Origin of the sequence: Gordonia mangrovi (genome assembly GCF_024734075.1) — a bacterium.
GTDB classification, from domain to species: domain Bacteria; phylum Actinomycetota; class Actinomycetes; order Mycobacteriales; family Mycobacteriaceae; genus Gordonia; species Gordonia mangrovi.
In genome coordinates this window covers 3069576-3093467 of record NZ_CP102850.1, presented here as the reverse complement: position 1 = coordinate 3093467, position 23892 = coordinate 3069576, and the positions used below count along the sequence as shown (strand labels likewise).

Here is a 23892-nt window from a genome sequence, read left to right as displayed (position 1 = left end):
GGTGACGCCCAACCGTTCGAGTCCGGCAGCGGCCGCCCGCGCCGCCGTGGCTGCCGCCGCGAACGTGACCCGGGGTCTGGAGCACGCCTTGCTGAACACCGTCACCGACTCCGGCGACAAGCCGGACGGGCGGCGGCAGCGGTGGGAGAAGCACAAGGTGGCCCGCCGATCCGAACTCACCGACGGCACGATCCGCGCCGTTCGTGAGCTGGGCGCCGACATCGGCATGGACGAGATCGCCGCGCACATCGGGGTGTCCAAGACCGTGCTCTATCGCTACTTCTCCGACAAGAACGACCTCGCGGTCGCGACCGCCGTACGGTTCTTCGAGTCCACCCTCCTGCCGCGGCTCACCGAGGCGATCACCGACGATGTGGACGAGTACACGCTGACCCGCACGGTCGTCGGGGTCTACGTGACGGCGGTCGCCGACGAACCGAATCTGTACAAATTCGCGCTGACCGGTGCGCCGTCGTCGGTCGCGACCGCGGATTCGGAGAAGTTGGTTGCCCAGTTGATGACCAACGTGCTGGTCATCCGGATGACCGAACGCGACGCCGACACCTCGGGCGCCGAGGTGTGGTCCAACGCGTTGGTCGGCGCGATCCAGCGCGCCGTCGACTGGTGGATGACCGACCGCTCCATGCCGGTCGACGACCTGATCGACTACCTCACGATGCTCTCGTGGAGCACCATCGTGGGCATCGCCGCGGTCAACGGTTCCCGCGAGGCGTTCATCGCCCACCCGCCGCCGCTGCCCGAGGTGGCCGATCACACACCTGCGCACACCGGACACCCGGCCGGCGGCTCGACCGAGGAAGGCCGATGAGTTCGACCGCGTTGGTCACCGGCGGCAGTCGCGGAGTGGGACACGGTGTCGCGACGGCGCTGGTGTCGGCCGGCTGGACCGTCTATGTGACGTCGCGACACGGGACCGGCCCCGACGGTGCCATCGCGCTGGTCTGTGACCACACCGACGACGAGGCCGTCGCGGACGTCTTCACGCAGATCGAACGCGACACCGACAGCCTCGATCTGCTGGTCAACAATGCGTGGGCGGCGCCACGCGGGTTCGGCGGTTTCGCCGACAAGTTCTGGGAACGCCCGGTCGACGACTGGGACTCCCTCGTCGGCGTCGGGCTGCGCGCACACTATGTCGCCTCGGTTCATGCGGCGCAGATGATGGTGGATCGCGGCAGCGGTTTGATCGCATCGATATCGTCGTTCGGCTCGCGCGGGCATCTGCATTCGGTGTTGTACGGGATGAGCAAAGCAGCCCTGGACAAGATGGCCTTCGACATGGGGCACGAACTGGCCGGCACCGGGGTGACGGCGGTGTCGTTGTGGCTCGGGTTGATCCGCACCGAACTGTTGCTGTCACTCGGGGTCGACGAGTTCGCCGGTTTTTCCCTGCACCGCGCCGAGGACCCGGAGTTCGTCGGCCGGGTCATCGCCACCCTTGCCGACGACCCCCGGCTCGACGAGTTCAACGGCCACACGCTGATCACCGCCGAACTCGGCGCCGGTTACGGGCTGGCGAACAGCGACGGCACGCCACCCGAGTCGCATCGGACCGCGTTCGGTGGCGGACCACTGTTCCCACCCGCCGCGCTCTGACGGCCCTTCCCAGCCTCGTTGCCTGGGCACGGTTTTCCGTTGACCGGACGCTCTTTTCGGTCGATCGGCCGCCTATGCCACCCGCCACATGGAGCGGCGACCGAGTCTCTCACCGTCATCGAATCGTTATCGCCCCGTGCTCCTATCCTGCGCCGCACCACCTACCGTCGGCGACATGAGAACACGAGCCATCACTCTGATCGGCGGCGTGGCCCTCCTCGCTGTCGCATGCACCACCGACCCCGAAGGGGGTTCGCCCAATCGCGGTTCCGGATCGGAAACCGACCCGGTGAGCATCGAGAACGCCTTCATCACACCGCAAAACGTCGAGGGACTGTGCGCCCTGCAGGTCGGCGACGACGCCGGCTTCCGCTACATCGTGTCCAACATCTCCGACACCGACTCCGCGACGTTCACCGGGATCACCACCGATGTCGCCGAGTCCGCCGAGATGACCCCGCCCGGACCGAAGACCATCGCACCGCAGTCCGAGATCAACTCGGGAGTCGACGGCGCGGACCTCGCCCCCGGCGATCCGGCATTCACCACCACCCTGCGTGGTCTCCGCGAAAACGCCGAGCCCGGTCAGTCGTTCAGCGTCACCTTCACCTTCGCCGATCGCGACCCGATCGAGATCATGGTCCCCGTGGAGGCCTGCCCGGCCGCGTGAGACATCGCCCGATCACACACCGAGTCCGGTTGAGTGGGCGCTGTTTTCCGCCACGAGAATCAGCGCCCGGTCGACGGGGCAGAGGTTGTGGCGCGCAGCGCGGCGTGGGTGACCAACCCGATCACCAAACCCCAGAACGCGCCGCCGATGCCGAGGAAGGTGAGTCCGGACGCCGCCGCCACGAAGGTCAGCGCCGCGGGTATCCGCGTCTCGACGGCCGTGAACGCGCCCACCAGCGCGGCCGCGAAGGTACCCAGAAGCGCTAGTCCGGCAACGGCTTCCACCAGACCTCCGGGTGCGATGGTGGCGACGGTGACCAACGCCCCGGACAGCACGGCCAGCACGAGGTAACCCACCCCGGCGGAGACCCCGGCGATCCACCGACGAGATCGGTCCGGTCCGGCCTCCTCCCCGGCCGCGAGCGCCGCCGACAACGCGGCGAGGTTCATCGCGTGCCCACCGAACGGCGCAATGACAGCGGTACCGGCTCCGGTCACCGTCATCGCCGCCCGCCACGGTGTGGCGTAGCCGAACGACGACAACACTGCGACCCCCGGGATGTTCTGCGAGGCCATCGTCACCACGAACAGCGGGATCGCGATGCCCGCGATCGCCGCGACATCGAGTTGTGGGGTGGTCCACGACAGCGACGGGAGCCACGTCGACTCCACCGGCTGTTCGGTCCCGTGACCCCACACGTACACCGCGATGACGACGAGCGCGGTGAGCAGCGTCAGCGGCAACGCCCACCGGGCCACCACCCGCGTCGCGACCAACCAGGCGATCAGGACCGGAAGCGTCAGCAGTGGCTCGGCGGCCAGCGACTCCATCGGCGCCAGACACAGCGACAACAGCACGCCACCGAGCATCGCCTGCGCGATCGGCGTCGGAATACGAGAGATCAGGTCGCCGAGCACCGGGATCAGCCCGACCAGCAGGATCAGCCCGCCGACGACCAGGAACGCGCCGACGGCGGCGGCCCATCCGGCGTCGTGGCCCGCACCCATGCTGACCAGCAGCGCCGCACCGGGGGTCGACCACGCCAGGGTGATCGGTGCGCGCGACCGGACACTGAGCACGATGATGCCGATCCCGAACACCACGGTGAGCGCGAACAGACCCGAGGCCGCCTGTTCCGGAGTCGCACCCACCGCCCGCAGGCCCGCGATCACCACGGCGAATGACGAGGTGAAGCCGACCAGCGCCGTGACGATGCCGGCGACGATCGGCTCGCGCAATCCGCTTTGTGCTGTGATGGTCACCCGAGCACCATACGGCAGACGTTCCGTAAACAGAACGTTCCGCACACGGAACGACAGCCCGAAAGGCGACCGTGACCATCGACGAACGCCGCCGCGCCGTCGGCAGCCGCATCGCCGCCACCCGATCGGAGCGCGGCATGTCGCTGTCCGAGCTTGCCCGGCGTGCGGGTATCGGCAAGGGCTCGCTGTCGGAGATCGAGTCGGGCCGGCGCAATCCCACCCTGGACACCCTGTATGCCATCGCAGGCCCGCTCGGGGTACCACTGACGGCGCTGCTGGGCGAGGAGGCCGGGACCGAAGGCAGCGGCGATCACCTCCGCGCGCGCGTACTGCACGTGGAGCACCATCCCGACGGGGCGACCACCGAGGTGGTCTGGCTCACCGTGCTGCCAGGCGCCACCCGGGTGTCCCCGGCGCACGGGCCCGGGGTCACCGAATACATCCTCGTGGTGCAGGGCGAACTCACCGCCGGCCCGGTAGGGGCCGAAAGCACGGCAGCGTCCGGCGACTCGATCACGTGGCGCAGCGACGTCGAGCACAGCTACCGAAGCGGAGACGAGCCGGTCCACGCGGTCCTGACAATTCGCTCGCCCGGCACGTAGCGGCCCGTCGGATGCCGACCGCATCACTTACCGCCGACGTCGTATCCAGCTGCGGCCACAGCGGTTGGCGCCGACAATTATCGTCTCGACCGACCACCGGTACCGCAGCCATATCCCGCAGACCGTGCAGACAACTCGGTCCCGCTCACCACATCGGGTGAGCGGGACCGAGATTCGTATGCGATCTGCTCAGATCAGCTGGTGGCCTTCTTGGCCGGAGCCTTCTTGGCGGGCGCCTTCTTGGCCGGAGCCTTCTTGGCTGCCGACACCTTCTTCGCCGGCGACGACGACGAGGTGCGGGCCTTGCCCTCCACCGTGCCGGCCGCGCCGCTGATCTCCGAAGCCACGTCGGCGGTTTCGGACTTGACGGCCTCGCCGGCCTCTTCGATGTCGGCGGCGACGTCTTCGACGCGGCTGCTGACGATGCTGGTCAGCTTGGCGGCCCGCTCACCGACGAGTCGGGTCTGCGAGGAGACCACACCGAGGGCATCTTCGGTCATGTCGACGGCGTCGTTGTAGTACTTCTCGGCACGTCCCAGGTTCTCCTGGACGACGGGCTGCTGGCGAAGACGCTCGACGGTCGTCTCGCCACGCTCGGCCAGCGAGTTGTAGAACTCGGTGGCGGTGTCGAGGTAGCCCTCGGCGAACTTGCGCAATTCATCCGAGGTCAACTTGCCACGGAGTTCCTCGATCTCAGCCGGAAGCTCCTCGGGAAGCGCGTTGATGCGGGTCCGAGCCTCCTCGAAGCGGGTCTGGGCGTCGCTGCGGGTCTGCTCGAAGCGGGTCTGCGCACTCTCGGTCGCGGACTCGGTGCGCTCGCGCAGTTGCGCGACAATGTCATTGAACTGCGTGACGACGTAGTCTCCGGCGCCGACGGCGGCATAGATGGGATTGGCCAGCGTGCGTGTGGATTCACTCACGGTTCACACCTCCTGTGTGATGCGGGTAGGTCAGTCGTGGTCACCAGGTCGCGATTCTCGCGGATGACCACCCCCAGAGATCACCCGACGACGCCGTGGTTCTCGACGTATCCGTCTGGTTCCACTACCCAGTATCCACGTCTTGCTAGCAAATGCAAGCACCGTGCTAGCGCAGGTGGCGGATGTCACGTGACGTTGATCTGCCGTCTACATGGATGACGTCCGACGGCCCGACCTACCTGGTGAGGCCACTGTCGCCGTAGCGATAGAACCCGTGCCCCGCCTTCTTGCCGAGTCGTCCCGCCTCCACCATCCGCAGCAGAAGCGGCGGCGGCGCGTAGAGCGGCTCCTTGAACTCCTCGTACATCTTGTCCGCGATGGCCTTCACGGTGTCGAGGCCGACGAGATCGCTCAACTTCAACGGCCCCATCGGGTGGGCACAGCCGAGCACCATCGCCTTGTCGATGTCCTCAGCGGTCGCAAAACCACTCTCCGCCATGCGAATTGCCGACAACAGGTAGGGAACGAGCAGCGAGTTGACCACGAATCCGGAGCGGTCGGCCGACCGTACGACCTGCTTGCCGAGAACGTCGTGGGCAAAGGCCTCCGCTCGGGCACTGACGTCGTCGGAGGTCATCAGGGTGGTGACGAGCTCGACCAGCGGGAGCACCGGCACTGGATTGAAGAAGTGCATACCGATGACGCGGCCGGCGTTCTGGGTCGCCATACCCAGCTTCATGATTGGGATCGACGAGGTGTTGGAGGCCAGGACCGCCAGCGGATCGGAGACCACCTTGTCGAGATCGGCAAAGATCTCGGTCTTGACCAGTTCGTCCTCGATGACGGCCTCGCACACGAGTTGCCGGTCCGCGAAGTCGCCGAGATCGGAGGTGAAGCGCAGTCGTCCGGCGGCGTCCTCACGCTCGCGCTCGGTCAGCTTGCCGCTGGAGACACCGCGATCGAGCGACCGCAGGATGCGTGTCCGGCCGGCGGCCACGAGTTCGCGCGTCGACTCGTACACCAGCACATCGACGTCGGCGCGCGCACAGACCTCCGCGATGCCGCCGCCCATCTGGCCGGCGCCGATGACACCGACCCGGGAGATCTTCTCGCTTGCCATGTCGACTCCTCGGGTATGGATACGCTGATTCGGCAGCACAGCGAAAAGCCGTGCCGCCGCAGAATGTCCGGTGAAGAAGACGAACCCGGGACGGGCAAGGTGTTCACCCTGCCCACCCCGGGTTCATCTGGAGATGATGATGCTTCTCGCCAGGAGCGCAGTTCCTAGTGGAACTGGCCTTCCTCGGTCGAGCCCTTCAGCGCCGCGGTGGACGTGTTGGGGTCGACGGTGGTGGCGATGTTGTCGAAGTAGCCGGCGCCGACCTCGCGCTGGTGCTTGACGGCGGTGAAGCCACGCTCGTCGGCGGCCTTGAACTCACGGTTCTGCAGGTCGACGAAGGCGGTCATCTGCTCACGGGCGTAGCCGTAGGCCAGATCGAACATGCCGTAGTTGAGCGAGTGGAAGCCGGCCAGCGTGATGAACTGGAAGGTGAAGCCCATGGCGCCCAGCTCGTTCTGGAACTTGGCGATGGTGGAGTCGTCGAGGTGCTTGCTCCAGTTGAACGACGGGCTGCAGTTGTAGGACAGCAGCTGGTCGGGGTACTCGGACTTGACGGCCTCGGCGAACTTGCGAGCCAGCTCGAGGTCCGGGGTGCCGGTCTCCATCCAGATCATGTCGGCGTACGGGGCATACGACTTGGCACGCGCGATGCACGGCTCGATGCCGTTCTTGACGTGGTAGTAGCCCTCGGCGGTGCGCTCACCGGTGATGAACTCACGGTCGCGCTCATCCACATCGGAGGTGATGAGGGTGGCGGCCTCGGCGTCGGTGCGGGCAATGACGACGGTCGGGGTGCCCGCGACGTCGGCGGCCAGACGCGCCGAGTTCAGGGTGCGGACGTGCTGCTGGGTCGGGATGAGCACCTTGCCACCGAGGTGACCGCACTTCTTCTCCGAGGCGAGCTGGTCCTCCCAGTGGGTGCCGGCGGCACCCGCGGCGATCATGGCCTTCTGCAGCTCGTAGACGTTGAGGGCGCCACCGAAGCCGGCCTCACCGTCGGCGACGATCGGCACGACCCAGTTGTCCACCGAGTCGTCGCCCTCGACGCGGGCGATCTCGTCGGCGCGCAGCAGCGCGTTGTTGATGCGGCGCACGACGCTCGGCACCGAGTTGGCCGGGTAGAGCGACTGGTCGGGGTAGGTGTGGCCGGAGAGGTTGGCGTCACCGGCGACCTGCCACCCGGACAGGTACACGGCCTTGAGGCCCGCACGGACCTGCTGCACGGCCTGGTTACCGGTCAGCGCACCGAGTGCGTTGATGTAGCTGCCGTCACCCTTGGTGACGCCGTCCCAGAGGATCTCGGCGCCGCGACGGGCGAGGGTGTGCTCTTCCACGACCGAACCCTGGAGCTGGGCGACCTGCTCGGCGGTGTAATCACGCTTGACGTTGTTCCAGCGCGGGTTGCTGTCCCAGTCCTGCTGGATCTCCGCGGCGGTGCGGGGCTTTCCGACGTTGCTCATTGCCTACTTCGCTTTCAGTTCATTGACGCGGGCAGTCATGCATCGTCCCGGTGGCGCCCGGGCCGATCTGCGGTCAGACATGCCGTCGGCAGGAGGCTTGCCGCGAATTGTGCGAACAAATCCGTCGTCGCCGTCGGTGTCTGACACAAGAGTGCCACAGGGGAAACCTGCAGGTCCAATCCCTTTCGGCTGCAAAATTGCGCCACACATCGGCGAAGTTTTGCAAAGTTTGCGAACGTCGATCTGCAAAATCCAAGACGCCGCCGCCAAAAAGTACGCCCGTACTGGGTTTTTAATCTACCTGCCGGTAGGACCTGCCGCACCCCCGACTTCCCCGCACTACGGCACGCACCTATCGCACTGTGACGCTTTTCACACCGAATCCGACATGATCTCAGCGCGACGCGGCACTCAGGGCGTCGTCGAAGAGGGCCCCGAAGGCGGCGTCGGTCATCGGCGGCCGCGCGTCGGTGGGCGGATCGGATGCGGCCGTGGACTCCCCCGACACCGTCAACTGCACGGTCACCGCAGCGCCGGAATCGGTCGTGTCACTGTCCGGCACGAGCAACGCATAGCCGGCGAAGCCCACCTGCGTGGTGGCGGTCCCGTCGGGCAGCGTTGTGGTCACATCCGATCGCAACAGGACCGATTGCCGGAGTCGGTCCGACTCGCGCGCCTGCGGTGGTGTGGGTAGTTCGGTGTAGCGGGTCACGATCCGCGCGCCGCGTAGATTCCCCGTCCCGATGACCGTCGTGGTGGTCGCGCAACGCCCGGTCGAGGTGGCGATGTCGGCGCTGATGTCCCGCTGCGCGGTGGTGACCAGTTCGACGAGCGAGGCCGCCGAACTGCGTGCGGCCAGGACTGCGGAGTTCGCTGCGTCGATCTCCGGGTTGAGTTCGGCATCGGCCGTAGGCCGGCAGTCCGGCGGCGACACATCGGCCTCGGCCGCCGCTTCGATCGGTTCTCGATTGCCCTCCACCAGGTCGGACACCGACAACTGCACCGGCGCGAAGCCGGCGGGCAGCCGGCCGGTCGCGAGTAGGAGGTCGGCCGGGACCGCAGCCACGGATGCCGGGCCTGCCGGCGCACCACCGTCGCCACAACCGACCAGCGAGGCGGTCGACATCAGGGCGGCGGCTGCCATCACCGAGGCCCCCCGGCCACGTAGCGCTCGGACTCGCACGCGGTCACCGTACCCTGAACATGCAGGCGGATGGACCGACCGACGTGCTCGGGCCGGTCCGCGCACGTGACCATGAGTTCCGGCAGGAGGTGGGCATGACCAGGACCTACGTCGGATCACGGCTCCGCCAGCTGAGGTCCGAGCGCGGTCTGTCCCAGGTGGCGCTGGCGCAGAGCCTGTCGATCTCCCCGTCGTATCTCAATCAGATCGAGCACGATGCGCGCCCGTTGACCGTGCCGGTGCTGTCCAGGATCACCGAGGTATTCGGGATCGACGAGGAATTCTTCGACACCCAGGACAACGTCCGCCTGGTTGCCGAATTACGGGAGGTGCTGCTCGACGACGACGTGGAGGCCCCGCCCGCCGCCGTCGAGGTCCACCAGATCAGTTCGCTGGTGGCCGCTCACCCGGAGATCGCCCAGGCGATGGTGAACCTGCATCAGCGCTATCGGATCGCGACCGACCAGCTCGCCGCCGCCACCGACGAACGCGGCGATCGCAGCATGCGCGGATCCATCACCGCACCGCACGAAGAGGTGCGCGACTACTTCTATCAGCGACGCAACTACATCCACGAGCTCGACGTCGCGGCCGAGGAGATGACGGTTCGGATGCGTATGCATTCGGCCGACATCCGCCGCGAGGTGGCCAACCGCCTGGAGACCGTGCACGGGGTGCAGATCGTCCGCCGCGTGGACCTCGGGGACTACACCCTGCACCGGTTCGATCCCGATTCGCGCCGGCTCGAGTTCTCCGCGGCCTTGTCGGCCGGTCAGCGCACCATGAAGCTCGCCGCCGAACTCGGCTACCTCGAATACAGCGATCTGATGGACAGGTTGGTGGACGAGGGCAACTTCACCAGCGAGGAGGCGCGGTCGCTTGCTCTCCTCGGGCTCGCCAACTACTTCGCCGCGGCGGTGGTACTCCCCTACCGCCAATTCCATGGCGCGGCTGAGGATTTCCGGTACGACATCGAACGCCTGTCGGCGTTCTACGCGGTCTCCTACGAGACCATCTGCCATCGACTCTCCACGCTGCAGCGACCGAACCTGCGCGGCATCCCGTGGACATTCGTGCGCGTGGACCGCGCCGGAAACATGTCGAAACGACAGTCCGCCACCGGTTTCCATTTCTCCTCCAGCGGCGGCACGTGCCCGCTGTGGAATGTCTACGAGACGTTCGCCTCGCCGGGCAAGATTCTCACGCAGATCGCCGAGATGCCCGACGGCCGGGACTACTTCTGGGTCGCACGCACCGTCGAACGGCGTGCGGCGCGCTACAACCAGCCGGGCAAGACCTTCGCCATCGGACTCGGCTGCGAACTTCGCCATGCCGGTCGGGTGATCTACTCCGACGGCCTGGAGATCGGCCCACAGGCACGGATCACTCCCATCGGCGCCGGCTGCCGTGTGTGCGAACGCCAGAACTGCCCACAACGCGCGTTTCCTGCACTCGGCGCGAGCTTGCAGATCGATGAGCACCGCAGCACGGTGTCGCCGTACATGACCACCTGACGGCCGTCGCTGGTTGAGGCCCTTGGTCGCAGATCGAGTGGCGTCCAAACCCGACACCCCCTCCCCAGGACGAATCCCCCGTCGCTGATCGAGTCGCGGCTTGGCGTCACTCGATGACGAGCACGCACCACGTCTCAGTCCCATAACGTTTGGTATGTGGGTCGTCTGTCCCGGACGTTTGACCAGCTTTGGGTCCTACGGTCGTGGGGTGAGGGGATCAACGGGGACCTCCTCACACAGAAGGAGCACGTCATGGTGCCCGGATGGTCGGGAATGTTGTCGCGCTGTCGAGCACCTATCGTTCCACCGCGACTACTTGGTGCCGCGGTCGCCGCCGCGGTGATCACCATCGCCACCGGCGTCGTTGCGGCGCCCGGCCAGGCCGAACCACCGAACATGATGCCCATCCCGCCGCAGATTCCTGCGGCCATCGACGGCCTCGTACCCGACGCCCCGACCCCGCGCCTGGGCCGCATCCCGCGGCGCGCGGTTGACGAGGGATATCCCTGGTCTGTTCTGGAGCTACGAGAGGCAGTGTTGCCCTCGGCCACTGGCGATCCGATGTTCGACCGATGGCCCGACAACCTCGCCGGATCCCGACCCGGCGACATCATCACCACCCGAGACGTCACCGCGACCGCAGCGCCGGTGGTGACCGCACCCATCCGGTCGGCAACTCTTGTGAAGTTCCGCAGCACCGATGCCGGGGGAGCCCCATCGTTCGGCACCGCCACGGTGCTCGTACCGGACACCACAGACCGCGACCGGCCACGCCCCATCGTGGTGAACAATGTCCCGATCGATTCGCTCGGCACCCACTGCACACCGGGATACACCCTGGCCCATGGTTTTTCTATCGCCACCAATCCGACCGATCTCGTTCCGCCGACCACGCAGTTGGCCCTCGCGCGCGGCTACACGGTGCTGGTCCCCGACCACCAAGGCCCACGGATGGCCTACGCCGAGCCCATCGTCGCCGGTCATGTGGTGCTCGACGCCATCCGAGCGATGGCCGCACTCGACCGCCACCAGTTCGGTACCCCGCGAATCGTGATGACCGGCTATTCCGGCGGTGCGATCGCCACGGGCGGCGCAGCCCGATTGCTGAGCGAATACGCCCCGGAATTGGCGTCGCGCGTCGTCGGCGCGACACTCGGCGGCGTCCCAGCCGACTTCCGACTGCTCGTCGGCAGCATGAATGCCAACCTCGCCACCGGCTTCTTCCACGCCGCAACACTCGGTATTGCCCGTGAGCGCACCGAAATACTCACGATGGCCAACGATTTCGCGCGCTGGCTGGCGTCGTCGCCGTTGAAGAACCTGTGCACCATACCTACCGCACTGGCGGGTCAGACGTTCTGGCCGATGCAACTCCTGTCGAACCACCCGGACCCTTTTCACTCCCCGGTGGCCGAACGCATCTACCGGATCTCCGCGATGGCCGACCGACGGTCCGCCGTGCCGCTGTACATCTATCACGGCACCCACGAGTGGTGGATTCCCGCGGCCGGGGCGCGGGCGCTGTACCGACAACAGTGCCGACTGGGCGCTCGCGCGGCCTACCGCGAGGTGTTCGGCGAACACGTGACAGCCGCGGTCCTCGGCTACCCCGAAGCCCTGAGTTGGCTGGATCAGCGACTTCAGGGATCGTCGGCGCCCGACGAATGCCCGTGACCAACCCGGGCCAACCGTTCATCAAAACGGGCGAACCAGGGTGATTCCGACCTGCTGACACAGCCGGCCACGGACACGACACTTACAATCCTTGGAAGATTGTTAGAGGTAGCGAACGCAGGCTCCGATATGTGTGTATCGACGACGCCCGAGGATCGCAAGCAGTGAGAGGTGAACGCGATGCCGTCGCGGTTGTCGAGTCCGGTCAAGACAAGGCTGGTCACGTCAGAATTCGGGAGACTGACGAACTCCGCACAGAGTCCGCGCCGGGCGCGAGCGAGGATTCGGGCCTGCCTGATGGTCGTGCCGGTCACGGTCGCCGCCGTGCTGGCAGGTAGCGGCAGCGCAGCGGCCGCACCGGCCAACCTGATGCCGTTCCCTGATCAGTTCCCCGGCCGGATCGACTCGATGGTGCCGGCCCCCGACGTACCGCAGCTCGATTCGATCCCGGCGCGCTCGGTGACCCCGGGCGCCACGCAGGAAATGCAGGAACTGCGCGAGGCCATCATGCCGACGCCCACCGGCGACGCCTTCTTCGACAACTGGCCGAGCGACCTAGCCCAACTCGGCCCGGGCGAGATCATCGCGTCCCGCGACGTCGCCTCGGTGGCGGCGCCGCTCCTCGAGGTACAGGTCGGGCTCGCGCGACAGATCAAATTCGCCACGCGCGATGCCCAGGACCGGCCACTGTTCGCGACGGCCACGCTGTTCGTGCCGCCGACGCCGTGGACCGGACGAGGTGCACGGCCGGTGATGGTGAACAACCCGCCCATCGTCGCACTCGGTACCCGATGTACCACCGGGTACACGCTGTCGCATGGCAAGAGCGACGACACCAACAACACCGACCTCAACCCGCCGACCACCCAGGAGTCCCTGGAAAAGGGTTACGCGGTGATCGTTCCCGACCACACGGGGGCCCGGATGGCCTACGCCGAGCCGTACGTGGCCGCCCACGTCATCCTCGACGCCATCCGTGCCGCCGGAACCTTCGACGCGAAGAACTTCGCTCGCGGCCCGCTGGCGATGCTCGGTTACTCCGGCGGCGCCATCGCGACCAACGCGACAGCCAAGCTCGCGAACTCGTATGCGCCGGAGGTCGCCGAACGCTTCGTGGGGGCCGCGATCGGCGGCGTGCCGGCCGACTACCGCGAGTTGGCTGTGGCGATGAACGCCAACTTGGCCACCGGCGTCTACCACGCCGCCATTTTGGGTATCACGCGTGAGCGACCCGAGTTGCTGCCGATGGCCAACAACGTCGCGCGGTGGTTGGCGACCAACGACTTCTTCAAGAACCTGTGCACCGGCACCATGGGCTACATGGGCTTTTCGTTCGTCCCGACCCAGGCGTTGTCGAACGTGCCCGACCCGTATGGGTCCCCGGTTGCGCAGGAGATCTTCGACATCACGTCGATGAAGGACATGAAGGCAGCGATGCCGGTGTTCATCTACCACGGCACGCAGGAGTGGTGGATTCCGGCGAGCCAGGCCCGTTCGCTCTTCGCCGAGCAGTGCCGCCTGGGTGTCAACGCGACCTATCGCGAGTATCCCGGAGAGCACATGACCACGGTGTTCACCGCGTTCGACGACGCCATGAACTGGATCGAGGCCCGCCTGTCCGGCACCCCGCCGAAGAACGGTTGCCCGACGAGCTGAACTGGTCAGTAGACCAGCACCCGCACGCTCTCGGCGACACACGCCGGCTTGGCCTCACCCTCGATCTCGATGGTGTTGGTGACCACCATGTTCACGCCGGCGGGAGTCTCCTCCACGGACTTGATGACGGCGTTCGAGCGGACACGCGACCCGACCTTCACCGGGTTGGGGAAGCGCACCTTGTTCTGGCCGTAGTTGATGACCAGCTTCGGACCCTCGACGGTGAAGATGCCACCGGCGAGCACGGGCAGCAGCGACAGGGTCAGGTAGCCGTGGGCGATCGGCGCCCCGAACGGCCCGTTCTTCGCGCGCTCGGGATCGACGTGGATCCATTGGTGGTCACCGGTGGCGTCGGCGAACGCATTGACGCGCTCCTGATCGATCTCCATCCAGTCACCCGAACCGAGGTCCTCCCCGATCGCAGCCTTCATTTCCTCGACACTGGTGAACGTCCGTTGTGTGGTGCTCGTCATAGTCTCGGTAGTCTACCGTTGCCCCATGAGCACTCCTCGCGTAGCTCCCGGCCGCTTCGGCGACCTCGGTCCGATCAACTGGCTGTTCGCTCGCGGCGCAGCTCGCGTGATCGGGGTCGACGACGCGCGCATCTTCTCCACGCTGGGCCGAGCCAAGGGTCTCTTCCGGGGCTGGCTGCACTTCGGCGCCCGTCTGATGCCGTTTGGGCTGTTGTCGCGCAAGGACTCCGAGATGATCATCATCCGCGTCGCGCACCTGCGTCAGTGCGACTACGAACTCGATCATCACCGGTGGTTGGGCGCACGCGCCGGGATCACACCTGACGAGTTCGACCGCATCCTGGCCGGCCCCGACGAGGGGTGGGGCGACCGGGAACGCACGCTGCTGCGCGCGGCCGACGAACTGGTGTCGGATAAGGACGTCACCGATCCGACGTGGGCGGCCCTGCGCCGACACCTCGACGATGCGAAGCTCGTCGCGTTCGTCCTGCTCGTCGGGCAGTACGACATGCTCGCCACGACCATCGGAACATTGCGCGTCCAGCGCGACACCAGAGTCTGACCACAGCGGCCGCCGGGGGCGACATGAGTTCGATCGCACAGCAGATGATGCACAATCGCCTGTTTTCGCAGGTCTACGAACGACTCTGGCGGCCCACATTCACCCGCCTGTTCAGCCTCGGCGGTTCGGGCACCGCCGATTTCGACAAGGCGTTGACCGCTTATCTGTCCCGGCCCGGCGAGCGCCTGATGCTCGACGTCGCCTGCGGCCCGGGCAACTACACCCGGAGGTTCGCCGAGGGACTGACCGGCGAGGGCCGGTGCATCGGCATCGACTACTCCCCCAGCATGCTCGAGCAGGCCGCGCGCACCAACACCACCGACCGCACCAGCTACATCCGCGCCGACGCCCACGCGATGCCGTTCCCCGACAACACCTTCGACACCGTCACCTGCCTCGCCGCACTCTACCTCATCCCCGATCCGCTACCGGTGATCGACGAACTCGTCCGCGTCACCCGACCCGGCGGCGAGGTGGTGATCTTCACGTCGGTTGCCACCGACCTCGTGGCGCTGCCGGGAGTTCGCAGTATCGCCGAGATGTCCGGCTACCGGATCTTCGGAAAGCACGAGATAGTCGATCGACTCGACTCCGCCGGCGCCGACCACGTGGAGCAGACGATCACCGGACAGGGGCAGTACGTCCTCGCCGTCAAACCGTCCTGACCTGACCCGCCTCACCCGCCCGCCGCACAGGGAGGCAGGGTCGGGTCACAAGTCGCGGTAGTCACGCACCGTCATCCGGGGGCCGCGCCGCTCGGGACGCACACCGTGCCGTTCGACCATTCGGATGATCCTTTGCCGTTGTCCGGCATACGGTTCGAGCAGTTCCAGCATCCCGTCGTCGTCGACGGGTTCGCCGATCAGGGTCAGCCCCACCAGCTTGGGGATGTGGTAGTCGCCGACGTTGACGACGTCGGGGTCGCCGACCGCTCGTGAGCGCGTCTCGGCCTCGGTCCATCGACCGACGCCTCGCAGGAGGGTCAGCCGGTCGTGGTGGCGTTCGACGTCCATCGCGGTGGCATCGCGGATAGTGCGCATCCGCACCGGCTCGATGCCGCTGCGATGCCACTCCCAACTCGGAATGCGCGCCCAGTCGCGCTGCGGCGGCGGCACCCGCATGGTGTCCGGCACCGGACCCGGTGCGGGCTCACCGAAGCGGCGGACGAGGTACCGCCATGCCCGAAAGGCCTCCGCGCCCACCACCTTCTGTTCGAGGATCGCCGGCACGAGCGCCGCCCAGACCCGGTCGGTACGACCGATCCGCAAACCGCCGGAGCGTCGGACGAGTTCCCGCACAACATCGTCGAGCGGCACGAGAGCATCTGGATCGTCCTGGGCGCCCAGGAAGTCCGGCATCTGCTCGAGCAGCCATGCCGCACCCGAACCCCACGCACGGCCGGTGATGGTCGTACCGTCGGAACGCAGCGTCAGCGTGCCCGGACCGTCGGGGGTGGACACCGCCCACCACACCGAGCCGTCACGGCCGTAGGTGAACGACGGATCTCCGAACCCACGGCGATGGATACCGACCGTCGCACGGATGTCGAGTGGGTACCCGGGTACCCACTCGCGGGTGACCTCACCCACCGATCGTGCCCAGCACGACGGTCGCACCCCGCGCACCCGACGCGCCCACGACAGTCGAGAGAACCCGGATTTTCACCGAGAGAACCCAGCCGCGCCGCGAAACGGATGCTCTCGGCACAACTCTGGGTTCTCTCGGTGAAAATCCGGGTTCTCTCGACATGGAGGAGGCGGCCCGAAACCGCCTACAGGTTGATCATGTGCCCCAAGGCCCCATGGAACGTCTCCTGCATCGCCTCCGACAAGGTCGGGTGGGTGTGCACGTTGCGGGCGAGTTCCTTGGCGGTGAGGTCCCACTTGTGCGCGAGGGTCATCTCCGGGAGCATCTCGGAGACGTTGTCGCCCACCAGGTGTCCACCGAGCAACTCGTCGGTGTCGGCGTTGGTGAGCAGCTTGGCGAACCCTGCTGTCTCGCCCAGGCCCTGGGCCTTGCCGTTGGCGCTGAACGGGAACGTGGTCGCCTTGACGTTGTAGCCCTCGTCCTTGGCCTGCGCCTCGGTGAGCCCGAAGGACGCGACCTGCGGCTGGCAGAAGGTGGCGCGCGGCATGAATCGGTAGTCACCCAGCGTCATCGTCTCCGCCCCGGCCATCACCTCGGCGGCCACCACACCCTGCGCCTCGGCGACGTGCGCGAGCATCAGCTTGGCGGTGACGTCACCGATGGCATAGATGCCGTCGACGTTGGTGCGCATGAAGTCGTCGATCGCGATGGCGCCGCGGTCGGTCAGTTCCACTCCGGTGTTCTTCAGGCCGAAGCCCTCCACGCGTGGGGCGAAGCCGACGGACATGAGGACCTTGTCGACGGTGATCTCGCCATCCTTGTCCTTCGCGTCCTTGTAGGTGACGGTGACGGAGTCGCCGTTGTCCTTCACCGACTGCACCTTGGTGGAGGTCAGCACCTTGACGCCGAGCTTCTTGTATTCCTTGGCGATGGCCTTGGATGCGTCGGCATCCTCGTTGGGCAGCACCCGGTCGAGGAACTCGACGATGGTGACATCGACGCCGTAGTTGGCGAGCACGTAGCCGAACTCCATGCCGATGGCGCCGGCGCCGACGATGACGATCGACTTCGGCAGCTCGCGCGTGAGGATCTGATCTTCGTAGGTGACCACGTTGTCACTGAGCTGCACACCGGGCAGCAACTTCACGGTGGAGCCGGTGTTGATGATGACGTTGTCGAAGGTGATCTCGCGGTCACCCACGACGATGGTCTTCGCGTCGGTGAACTTGCCGTATCCGTCGATCTCGGTGATCTTGTTCTTCTTCATCAGGAAGTGGACGCCCTTGACGATCCCCTCCGACACCTTTCGGCTGCGGTCGAACGCCGCCCCGAAGTCGAACGAGACGTCGCCGGACATGCCGAACGTCTTCGCCTGATGGTTGAAGATGTGCGCCAGCTCGGCGTTGCGCAGCAACGCCTTGGATGGGATACATCCAACGTTCAGACAGACACCGCCCCAATACTTCTCTTCGATGACGGCGGTTTTCATGCCCAGCTGGGCGGACCGGATCGCGGCCACGTACCCACCTGGACCTGCACCTAGTACAACTGTTTGAAAGTGTTCAGCCACGCCTGTCAGCCTACGTCGGGCCATGTCGGGACCGCAGCGTGTCCCCGTACTCGCCGGTAACTTCACCGGTCGCGCGGGTCGAAGTCGATCACGCAGGTCCCACTCGGACCACGCGAGTCGTCGGCGGCCCGCGCCACCCGCGCCACCGAAGACGACCCGCTCCGTTCCCGGCGATTCGTTACGCCACTGATTTCCATCAGTGATTGAATCACTGATGGGACTGTGCTTGCATCGAGGTCATGCCCGCACCGACCCGCAGCTCGACGACCCGCACCGCCCTGCTGACCGCCGCCGAATCCCTCCTGCTCACCGACGGGTACGAGCAGGTATCGGCCCGCGCGATCTGCGCGGCGGCCGGGGCCAATCCGGCGGCCGTGCACTATCACTTCGGTTCCAAGGATGCGCTGGTGGTGGCACTCCTCGAGGACCGGATGGAGCCGCGATGGGCCGACCTGCTCAACCGGTTCGACCCCGCCTCCGCGCAGGTCGTCGACCTCGTCGACCTGATCCTGGAGCCGTTCGCCACCATCGGTTCCGAGCCGGTCGGTCAGCTGCACCTGCGCCTGCTGGCCCGGTTCGTCGCCGCACACCCCGACGCGGAGTGGACACGGCCGTGGTTTCGACTCGATCAGTGGTCGCAGGTGCTTGCGCAGATCGTCGAAGGCCTCGACGTCGACGATGCGCGCCGACGGTGGGGACTGGCTTTCGGCCTGATCCTGGACCAGTGTGCCGGTGACTCACCACCGTCGCCGACCGCCACGGCCGCGCTGCGCGACTTCGTGGTCGCCGGCCTGTCGACACCCGCCCGTAGCGCCCCGGCGCCCGAGAAGTCCTGATGAGCACACCCGACCCCTTCAGCCCGGCCCGCCTCGGACCACTCACGCTGCGCAACCGTCTCATCAAATGCGCCACCTTCGAAGGCGCGACACCGGATGCGCTGGTGACCGACGACCTCATCGAGTTCCACCGGGAGGTCGCGGCCGGCGGCGTGGCGATGAGTACCGTCGCCTACTGCGCCGTCGCGCCCGAGGGCCGCACCGACCGCCATCAGATCTGGCTGCGCGACGAGGCGATGCCCGGTCTGCGGCGGCTGACCGACACCATCCACGCCGAGGGTGCGCTGGCCGCCGCACAGCTCGGCCATGCCGGTCCGGTCGCCAACTCCGTGTCGAACCGGGCCAAGGCGCTCGGTCCGTCGGGGATTCCGGCGCCGATGGGTATGTCGGTGACCCGCAAGCTCGACTCCGACGACATCGCGGCGATGACGGCGACGTTCCGACGGGCCGCCCGAATCGCGGTGGACAGCGGTTTCGACGGACTCGAGATCCACTGCGGCCACAACTATCTGGTCAGCTGCTTCCTGTCGCCGCTGCTGAATCGCCGGCGGGATGAGTACGGCGGGTCGCTGGTCAACCGGGCACGGTTCGCCCGAGAGGTCGTCGAGGCGGTCCGCACCGAAGTCGGCGACGAGGCCGCGGTCTGGGCAAAACTCAACATGTACGACGGTGCGGGCCGGTTCGGCCTCGGCATCGACGATGCCTGCGCCGTCGCACAACTGTTGGAAGCCGACGGCCACCTCGATGCGATCGAACCGACCGCCGGCAGCTCGCTGCTCAACCCGATGTTCCTGTTCCACGGCGAGCCGCCGCGCGAGGAGTTCGCGAACGCCTTCGGCGGCACCATGCGCGCCGGGCTCAAAGTGGCCGCGCCGTTCTTCTTGAAGCACTACGACTATCACGACACCTACCTGCTGCCGTTGGCCCAACGCCTGCGCGGCGCTGTGCGGATGCCGCTGATCCTGCTCGGCGGCGTCACCGACCGTACGTCGATGGACACGGCGCTGGCCGCCGGATTCGACTTCGTCGCCATGGGTCGCGCACTGCTGCGCGAACCGGATCTGCCGCTGCGCATCCAGGCCGATCCGACCACGGCCTCACGCTGCGTGCACTGCAACCTGTGCATGCCGACCATCTACACCCACACCCGCTGCCCGATCCGCGCCGGCGAGGTCCCCGATCCGCTGGGCATCTGACCGGGTTACGCCGATATGGCACGTGGGGACGGCGGAATCCGGGCGATCACCAGTCCCGTGACCACAGCGATCAGCCGACACCGATGCACGCGTCAACCCTCCTTGGTGAACACCCCGTCGCTGGAGTCGTCGTCGTAGTACTCGATCGTCATCCTTCCGGCCGCGGGATCGAAGGACACCTCGGAGACTGAGCCGAGCGCCGCGTTCTCGTTGCGCAGGGTGAACGTGTACGTATTGCCGTCCCAATGGGTCAGCTCATGCGTGGTGACACCGTCGGGCCCCATCGCGAGCACCAACGTGCCGTCCTCGTCGCGCACCACGGCCGGGCCGTAGACGTCGTTGCGATAGGTACCCACATGGCTCGACGCCGGTTGCGCCGGTGCGGGATTCTCGGGAGGCTGCTCGCCGACGAGACTGCCCGTCGGCTCGGAAATCTCGGTGTAGGCACCCGCGTAGAGGGTGCGCCAATCGTGCCGGACCTCACCGAACTGGACAATGTCGGCGAACTCGCCGGTCAGGGCGTCGACCGCGCCGACCGGCGTCGCGTTGGACAGCGCGACGATGGCAACGTCGGCCGACGGCATGACCAGGAAGTTGGTGCCGGCACCCATCAGGAACGCCCCCGAGTGGCTGTACTGCGTGCGGCCGCTCTCGGTGACCGTCACGTTGAACCCGTACCCGTAGGAACCCGCGCGCGCATTCGGCGAACCGGCCGGCGACGACACGATCTCGGGAGTGACGGCCGGCAGCAGCGCATCCTCGGCGACGACTTGTTCACCGTTGTACTCCCCGTCGGCGAGCAGCATGGTCATCCAGTGGGTCAGATCGTTCACCGACGACGACACCCCGCCGGCCGGTGACTGTGCGTCCGGGTCGCGTTGCACCGGTGTCCTCACCCACTCGCCGTCGACCTGCACATGCCCAACCACCCGGTCGGGCTGTTCCTCGAAGTCGGCGAACCGCGAACTGGTGTTCTCCATGCCGAGCGGGCCGTAGATTGTGTTCTGCGACAGCGTCTCCCAATCGGCACCGGCTTTGCGCGCGGCCGATTCGGCGGCGGCGGTGACCCCGAAGTTGGTGTAGTTGTAGCTGATCCGGAACGGGTCGAGGGGGATGTAACGCAGTCGGGCGAGGATCTCCTGCCGGTCGTAGCCCATGTCCTCGAGCTTGTCGCCGGCATGGTCGGGTAATCCTGATCGGTGGGCGTACATGTCGCCGATGGTGACGTTGTCGGTGACCCACACATCGGAGAGCGCGAAGCCGGGCAGGTTCGTGGCGACCGGGGTGTCCCAGGAGACGACGTCGTCGGTGACGAGCGAGGCGATCACCGTCGATCCGATCGGCTTGGACATCGAGGCTAGTGGAAAGACGGTGTCAGTGCCCACCGCCTCATCGGTGCCGACCTCCTTGACCCCGAAACCCTTCGCGTAGACGGTCTGTCCGCCGTGCACCACCGCCACCGCCATACCGGGGATCTGAGTGGAGTCCATGATCGATTCGACCAGGCCGTCGAGTTGATCGACGGCGTTGCCGACCGCATTGTCGGGCAGGGGTTGCGCCACCGCGGTGGCCGGGTTGCCCGGCGCCTCGGCACTCGACGGCGCCGCTGCCGACGACGACGGACCTGTCCCCGAGGACCCGGTGTCGCACGCGGCCACCAGTGCCGCGACCACGAGCACGGAGGTGAGCGTGCCGACGGAGCGTCGCCGCCACGCGCCACAGGCTGGGGAGGACACCACGGGGCACCTTCTTCCTCGAAGAGCATGCCACCGCCGTGGCACGCCGCCGTTCGACCCGCTCACCACGTTATCGGTAGCGGCGCCGGTGAGGGGCCGGTTCACCGAGCGGCGGGGCGGGCTGACCGGATGCGCTCGAGCAGCCGCACCGACGCGGATCCCCGTCACCGCGCTAGGTTGACCGGGTGAACGATTTCTCTTCCGCCGAACCGGCAGACGGCACCCCGACGCAGCCCGACGATCCGTTCATCTGGTTGGAGGATGTCACCGGCGACCGCGCACTCGACTGGGTGCGGGCACACAACCAGCCCACCGTTGACGATCTGGGTACTGGCGACCGGTTCGTTACCCTGGAAGCCGAGGCCCTCGAGGTGCTCGACACCGATGACCGGATTCCGTATGTCCGTCGCCGTGGGGAGTATCTGTACAATTTCTGGCGTGATGCCGCCAACCCCAAGGGGTTGTGGCGCCGCACCACGCTCGACTCCTATCGCACCGACTCCCCCGAGTGGGATGTGCTGATCGACGTCGACGCGTTGGCGGCCGACGAGGACGAGAACTGGGTGTGGGCGGGCGCGACCGTGCTGCGGCCGGAGTACCGCCACGCATTGGTGTCGTTGTCGCGGGGTGGCGCGGACGCCACCGTGATCCGCGAGTTCGACATCGAGACCCGATCGTGGGTCGCCGACGGCTTCGTGCTACCCGAGAACAAATCGAGCATCGGCTGGATCGACCGCGACACCGTCTACGTGGGGACCGATTTCGGCGTCCAACCGGACGGCTCGTCGTCGCTGACCACATCGGGCTATCCGCGGATCACCAAACGCTGGACCCGCGGCACCCCGCTGTCCGACGCGGTCGAGGTGTTCGCGGGTCTGGTCGACGACGTGTCGGCGGGCGCCGGCTACGACAGCACCCCCGGTTATGAACGCCACTTCGCCAGCCGCGCCACGGATTTCTTCAACTCGTTGCGCTACGAGCTACGCGACAGCGACGCAATCGCGATCGACGTCCCCACCGACGCCCATTCCGCCGTGCGCATGGACTGGCTGCTGGTGATGCCACGCTCGGAGTGGGTCGTCGGTGAGCAGACGTTCGCGCCCGGCAGCCTGTTGGTGTTCGACTACGCGGACTTCCTCGCCGGTGGCCGGGACGCGACCGTCCTGTTCACGCCCGATGCGCACACCAGTCTCGCCGACTACTCCTTCACCCGCTCGCACCTGATCTTGACCACTCTGCGCGACGTGCAGACCGAGATCACCACGTTGCCCCTCGGGGACTGGGCGCCGACCGAGACGCCCGGGCTGCCCGAGTTGGCGACGATCTCGGTCCTCGACACCGACCCCGACGAGACCGATGAGATCTTCTGGTCGGCGAGTTCGTTCACCACCCCGCCGAGCCTGCTCTACGGGCAGTCGGGGGCCGCCGCCGAAGTCATCAAACAGTCGCCGGCGTTCTTCGACGCCGAGGACGTGGTCGCCGAGCAACGTTTCGCCACCTCCGACGACGGCACCGCCGTGCCCTATTTCGTGGTGCGCCGGTCCGACGTCACGTCGGGCCCGACTTTGCTGTACGGCTACGGCGGCTTCGAGAACTCACTCACGCCGGGCTACATGGCCATTGCCGGGCGGGGCTGGGTGGCACGCGGCGGCATCTACGTGATCGCCAACATCCGCGGCGGCGGCGAGTACGGGCCGTCGTGGCACACCCAGGCCCAGAAGGCCGGTCGGCACAAGGTGTACGAGGATTTCGCGAGCGTGGCGAAGGCACTGGTCGCCGAGGGGCTCACGACGGCACAGCAGCTGGGCGCACAGGGCGGTTCCAACGGTGGACTGTTGATGGGGGTCATGCTGACGCGATACCCGGAGTTGTTCGGCGCGTTGGTGTGTCAGGTCCCGCTGATCGACATGCGCCGGTTCCATCTGCTGTTGGCCGGTGCGTCGTGGATGGCCGAGTACGGCGACCCGGACGATCCCGAGCAGTGGGCGTTCATGGAGCCGTTCTCGCCGTATCAGAACCTCCGGGCCGACGCCGAGTACCCGCAGCTGCTGGTCACCACGTCCACCCGCGATGACCGCGTACATCCGGGTCACGCCCGAAAGCTGGTGGCGCGGTTGGAGGAACTCGGCCACGACGTCTCGTACTACGAGAACATCGAGGGTGGGCACGGCGGCGCGGCCGACAACAAGCAGGCCGCGTTCAAGTCGGCGTTGGCCTACGAGTTCCTGTGGCGCGCACTGGGCGACGAGTGATT

At 66.9% G+C, this 23892-nt stretch carries 21 protein-coding genes; 12 read left to right on the top strand and 9 right to left on the bottom strand.

Translation table 11 applies throughout. The features are described from left to right. The first annotated feature begins 1 nt into the window (after window position 1). The 3 genes from NWF22_RS13980 to NWF22_RS13970 all read left to right on the top strand — a co-directional run bounded on the left by NWF22_RS13980 (window position 2) and on the right by NWF22_RS13970 (window position 2287). Window positions 2-829: a TetR/AcrR family transcriptional regulator gene (locus NWF22_RS13980; protein ID WP_258321145.1), complete on the top strand. Its 828-nt coding sequence runs from the start codon at window positions 2-4 to the stop codon at window positions 827-829. Next, the gene (locus tag NWF22_RS13975; RefSeq protein ID WP_160904121.1) at window positions 826-1617 is read left to right on the top strand and encodes an SDR family NAD(P)-dependent oxidoreductase; all 792 of its coding nucleotides are present in this window, start codon (window positions 826-828) and stop codon (window positions 1615-1617) included. Before NWF22_RS13980 ends, NWF22_RS13975 begins: the two co-directional genes overlap by 4 nt. 175 nt (window positions 1618-1792) lie before the next feature. After that, window positions 1793-2287, top strand: coding sequence for a copper chaperone PCu(A)C domain-containing protein (locus tag NWF22_RS13970; protein ID WP_160904120.1), 495 nt, complete (start codon window positions 1793-1795; stop codon window positions 2285-2287). Window positions 2288-2346: 59 nt separating this feature from the next. Here the strand turns inward: NWF22_RS13970 and NWF22_RS13965 are convergent, their stop codons facing one another. Beyond that, window positions 2347-3549, bottom strand: a complete 1203-nt coding sequence (locus NWF22_RS13965; protein ID WP_160904119.1) for a benzoate/H(+) symporter BenE family transporter — start codon at window positions 3547-3549, stop codon at window positions 2347-2349. Between the two features lie 71 nt (window positions 3550-3620). Here NWF22_RS13965 and NWF22_RS13960 point away from each other — a divergent pair, with 71 nt between their 5' ends. Continuing rightward, complete coding sequence (locus tag NWF22_RS13960; protein ID WP_160904118.1) at window positions 3621-4151, top strand: helix-turn-helix domain-containing protein; 531 nt, start codon at window positions 3621-3623, stop codon at window positions 4149-4151. 194 nt (window positions 4152-4345) lie between these two features. Here the strand turns inward: NWF22_RS13960 and NWF22_RS13955 are convergent, their stop codons facing one another. The 4 genes from NWF22_RS13955 to NWF22_RS13940 form a co-directional block, all read right to left on the bottom strand. Then, window positions 4346-5071 carry a heparin-binding hemagglutinin gene (locus tag NWF22_RS13955; protein WP_160904117.1) on the bottom strand — a complete coding sequence of 242 codons (726 nt, stop codon included), beginning with the start codon at window positions 5069-5071 and terminating at the stop codon, window positions 4346-4348. Window positions 5072-5306: 235 nt separating this feature from the next. Then, the gene (locus tag NWF22_RS13950) at window positions 5307-6191 is read right to left on the bottom strand and encodes a 3-hydroxybutyryl-CoA dehydrogenase (protein ID WP_160904116.1); all 885 of its coding nucleotides are present in this window, start codon (window positions 6189-6191) and stop codon (window positions 5307-5309) included. Window positions 6192-6355: 164 nt separating this feature from the next. Next, window positions 6356-7651, bottom strand: coding sequence for an isocitrate lyase (gene aceA, locus NWF22_RS13945; protein ID WP_160904115.1), 1296 nt, complete (start codon window positions 7649-7651; stop codon window positions 6356-6358). A gap of 394 nt (window positions 7652-8045) precedes the next feature. Beyond that, entirely contained in the window at window positions 8046-8834 is a 789-nt protein-coding gene (locus tag NWF22_RS13940; RefSeq protein WP_258321144.1) for a hypothetical protein, read from the bottom strand. A gap of 95 nt (window positions 8835-8929) precedes the next feature. Between NWF22_RS13940 and ramB the strand changes: the two genes are divergently transcribed. From ramB to NWF22_RS13925, 3 genes are all read left to right on the top strand, one after another. After that, entirely contained in the window at window positions 8930-10348 is a 1419-nt protein-coding gene (ramB, locus tag NWF22_RS13935) for an acetate metabolism transcriptional regulator RamB (protein ID WP_160904198.1), read from the top strand. Window positions 10349-10744: 396 nt separating this feature from the next. Further along, window positions 10745-12022 carry a lipase family protein gene (locus NWF22_RS13930; protein WP_160904197.1) on the top strand — a complete coding sequence of 426 codons (1278 nt, stop codon included), beginning with the start codon at window positions 10745-10747 and terminating at the stop codon, window positions 12020-12022. 297 nt (window positions 12023-12319) lie between these two features. Further along, window positions 12320-13678, top strand: coding sequence for a lipase family protein (locus NWF22_RS13925; protein ID WP_160904114.1), 1359 nt, complete (start codon window positions 12320-12322; stop codon window positions 13676-13678). 5 nt (window positions 13679-13683) lie between these two features. Here the strand turns inward: NWF22_RS13925 and NWF22_RS13920 are convergent, their stop codons facing one another. Further along, window positions 13684-14151, bottom strand: coding sequence for a MaoC family dehydratase (locus tag NWF22_RS13920; RefSeq protein ID WP_160904113.1), 468 nt, complete (start codon window positions 14149-14151; stop codon window positions 13684-13686). 25 nt (window positions 14152-14176) lie between these two features. Here NWF22_RS13920 and NWF22_RS13915 point away from each other — a divergent pair, with 25 nt between their 5' ends. Both NWF22_RS13915 and NWF22_RS13910 read left to right on the top strand, forming a co-directional pair. Further along, the gene (locus tag NWF22_RS13915) at window positions 14177-14713 is read left to right on the top strand and encodes a carboxymuconolactone decarboxylase family protein (RefSeq protein WP_160904112.1); all 537 of its coding nucleotides are present in this window, start codon (window positions 14177-14179) and stop codon (window positions 14711-14713) included. 23 nt (window positions 14714-14736) lie between these two features. Beyond that, window positions 14737-15378, top strand: coding sequence for a class I SAM-dependent methyltransferase (locus NWF22_RS13910; protein ID WP_160904111.1), 642 nt, complete (start codon window positions 14737-14739; stop codon window positions 15376-15378). A gap of 45 nt (window positions 15379-15423) precedes the next feature. Here NWF22_RS13910 and NWF22_RS13905 read toward each other — a convergent pair whose 3' ends face one another. Beyond that, on the bottom strand, window positions 15424-16302 hold the full coding sequence (locus tag NWF22_RS13905; protein WP_160904110.1) for a DNA-3-methyladenine glycosylase family protein: 879 nt from the start codon (window positions 16300-16302) through the stop codon (window positions 15424-15426). Between the two features lie 182 nt (window positions 16303-16484). Further along, window positions 16485-17894 carry a dihydrolipoyl dehydrogenase gene (lpdA, locus tag NWF22_RS13900; RefSeq protein ID WP_202399023.1) on the bottom strand — a complete coding sequence of 470 codons (1410 nt, stop codon included), beginning with the start codon at window positions 17892-17894 and terminating at the stop codon, window positions 16485-16487. 215 nt (window positions 17895-18109) lie between these two features. Between lpdA and NWF22_RS13895 the strand changes: the two genes are divergently transcribed. Next, window positions 18110-18706, top strand: a complete 597-nt coding sequence (locus tag NWF22_RS13895) for a TetR/AcrR family transcriptional regulator (RefSeq protein WP_160904108.1) — start codon at window positions 18110-18112, stop codon at window positions 18704-18706. Further along, a complete protein-coding gene (locus NWF22_RS13890) occupies window positions 18706-19902 on the top strand; it encodes an oxidoreductase (protein ID WP_160904107.1) in 1197 nt (398 codons plus the stop codon). The genes NWF22_RS13895 and NWF22_RS13890 overlap by 1 nt, the downstream gene beginning before the upstream one ends. Window positions 19903-19994: 92 nt before the next feature. On the opposite strand, the gene NWF22_RS13885 is transcribed toward NWF22_RS13890, so the two are convergent. Next, window positions 19995-21638 (bottom strand): serine hydrolase, encoded by a 1644-nt coding sequence (locus NWF22_RS13885; RefSeq protein ID WP_258321143.1) that lies wholly within the window; start codon window positions 21636-21638, stop codon window positions 19995-19997. A gap of 185 nt (window positions 21639-21823) precedes the next feature. Between NWF22_RS13885 and NWF22_RS13880 the strand changes: the two genes are divergently transcribed. Next, window positions 21824-23890: a prolyl oligopeptidase family serine peptidase gene (locus NWF22_RS13880; protein WP_160904106.1), complete on the top strand. Its 2067-nt coding sequence runs from the start codon at window positions 21824-21826 to the stop codon at window positions 23888-23890. Window positions 23891-23892: the final 2 nt, after the last annotated feature.